This window comes from Arhodomonas sp. KWT, from assembly GCF_010993615.1.
Map to the genome: position 1 here is coordinate 1 of NZ_WNXE01000648.1, position 946 is coordinate 946.

Sequence of the window (946 nt, forward strand, 5' to 3'; positions counted from 1 at the left end):
GACGATATCGGCGCGTCCCTGAGCGTTACCAAATTCCGCGGTTCCGGGTTCCGGGAAGGGCCTCATCAGATGCGCGTGAGCGCACGTGGGCTGGAGGTGTTTCCGCGCCCGAGTCCGCCCGAGAGCAAGCTCACCGAGCAGCAGCGGGGGATCTGGTCGACGGGGATCGCGGCGTTCGACGACATGCTCAGCGGTGGGCTGGAGGCCGGGACGGTTTCGCTTGTCACGGGTCCGTCCGGTATCGGCAAGTCGACCTTTGCCTCGCTGTTCGTTGCGCAGGCGCTGCGCCGTGGGACGCGTGCCGGAATCTATCTCTTCGAGGAGGAGATGGCCTCGTACCTGACGCGTACCGAGGGGTTCGGTATCGAGCTGCGTGAGCCTGCGCGTGAAGGACGGCTCACCATTGAGCAGATCGAGCCGATGCGCTACCTGGCCGACGAGTTCGCCCTGCGTGTGCGCGAACACGTCGACAAGGAGGGTGTGGAGCTGGTGGTGCTCGACAGCATCGCCGGCTTCGAGCTGGCCCTGGACGGCGAGGGCATCAAGGCGCGACTGCACGCGCTGGCAAAATCCCTGGCGCGTGTCGGAGTGACGGTGCTGCTGATCAACGAGATCGAGGCCATGAGCGGGCAGAGCAGCATCTCCGAGCGCAGTATCAGCTATCTGGCCGATAACGTGATCTGTCTGCGCTATGTCGAGCTGGATGGTGAGATGTGCAAGTCGATCAGTGTGCTCAAGAAGCGGCTTAGCGATTTCGACCACACGCTCTACGCCTTCGAGCTGAACGAGGGCAGCATCCGTCGGGGGGAACCGCTGCGTGGTCTGGGAGATGGCCTCATGACCGCGCAGGCGCGACAGCGGAACCCTTAGTCATGACGGACAGGGGCAAGGACGTCCTTCTCGTGATGAAGCGCCCGGGCAACGTCGCCGTGATCCGCGAGGCGCT

General features: G+C 64.3%; 1 protein-coding gene. It reads left to right on the forward strand.

What is annotated here, in order from left to right:
* The coding region (locus tag G7A99_RS21440) for an ATPase domain-containing protein (RefSeq protein ID WP_163143944.1) at positions 1-870 on the forward strand (870 nt) is incomplete at its 5' end.
* Positions 871-946: the final 76 nt, after the last annotated feature.